Source organism: Frankia sp. CoWAU3 (assembly GCF_977971855.1).
Map to the genome: position 1 here is coordinate 30546 of NZ_CDWWXB010000020.1, position 1531 is coordinate 32076.

General features: G+C 65.1%; 2 pseudogenes. Both read right to left on the reverse strand.

The annotated features are described in order from the left end of the window. A pseudogene (locus tag AC08ON_RS03940) lies at positions 1-756 on the reverse strand (GGDEF domain-containing protein); the annotation flags it as partial. Between the two features lie 576 nt (positions 757-1332). Then, positions 1333-1531 (reverse strand): annotated as a pseudogene (locus tag AC08ON_RS03945) (hypothetical protein); the annotation flags it as partial.

Here is a 1531-nt window from a genome sequence, read left to right on the forward strand (position 1 = left end):
GACCATGGTCGGATGCAACCCGGCGGCGCCGAGGGCGAGGTTGCCTGTCAACCAGATCGCGTCGAGGTAGTTGCCGACCTCGAAGGTCCCGTTCGTCTGCTGCACGACGTAGATGGTGTCGGCGGTCAGGTTGGCGAGCAGATTGCCCGCCAACAGGAAGAAGGCGGGTGGGCGGCTCCCGTGCCCCAGCACGAGACGGATGGCCACCCCCAGCAGCGCCAGATCCATCGCCGGATAGGCCACCGAGGTGACGCCGACGAACAGATCCTGGTCCGCACGCACCTGCGGCGCGATCAGGTAGAGCCAGGACAACAGAACCGCCGCGAGCAGGAACATCGATCCGTCGAGCAGGTCGGCGATGTCCCGTTCCTGGGTCCGTCGCCGGGTCAGCAGAACGAGACCGACGACGAACAGCGGATAGTGGCCCAGATATAACACATCCGGCAAGGCCGGATACTCTGTGATGTCAAGCATATAGTGAAAGATGTAGAAGGCACCATCGCCTATGGCGTACATCACCTGGCTGATTCCGATCAGCAGCCAGGGACGTCGGTCGGCCAACTCCTGGCGTCGCAGGCCGAGGAACACGGCCCCCGCGGCCGAGGCGCTGAGGCAGAGGTAGATGACCAGCCGGACGGCACGTGGGCCGCCGGTCGTGGGAAGCTGGCCGTAGACGAGGATGGCGATCAGACCGAGACAGAGATAGACAAGCCAGACGTGGCTACGCCAAGCGCGCCGCCACGATGGAGCCGGCATCACCCCTCGGTTCGCGACGCGGGATCCGTGCGGGACAGCGGACGTGGCAGCGGTGCCGGGGTCCACCGGGAGGTCCGGGCCGGTGCGTCGTCCAGCTGAACGTGATGCCGTCGATGGGCGTTCGTTGTCGGGTTGACCGAGGGAATCGAACCTGTCGACCGTGCAGGACCGGCTGGCGGTGAACAGCCGCCCCGGAGGGACCGGGCCATGAGCAGCCTCTCAGTGTGGACGTACGGGTGGTACGCGTACCGGCCACGTACGCCTGTGGTGCCTTGCGGCATTCCGTTGCCGCTCACGGCACCTACAGCGCCACTGAGCCCACCCGTCTGGTTTCGACGGGTCGGACGCCGCGACCTACCGAAACCGTATCGAATGGTTGCTCTTCGTACAGGAACGTTTGAAGCCCGATGGGCACATTTGTCCGATCATTTGTCCGATCATTGTGCGGGATCCGCCCCGTCCGGACGGATCTCGACTGGTGCGGTCACGAAGGGCGAGCTTCGCCCGGACCACTACGAGCCGATGATCGGCAAGTCAGGCCGACGACCGCCGTCGCGGACGTTTCCGCGACGCGGGTCAGGGGTGGGCGACGAAGTTGAAGTGCGCCCCCGACGCGAAGGTCGTCCGGAACATGGGCAACGTGTAAGGACCGTCGCCGTCCAGATCGAAGATGCGCAGTCCGAGATCATTGTCGACGAGCGTGTACATCTCGTCGGGTGTCCATTCACGGGTGTGCCGGGGTATCCCGCTGAGGTGAGGATTTCCGGTGTGGGCT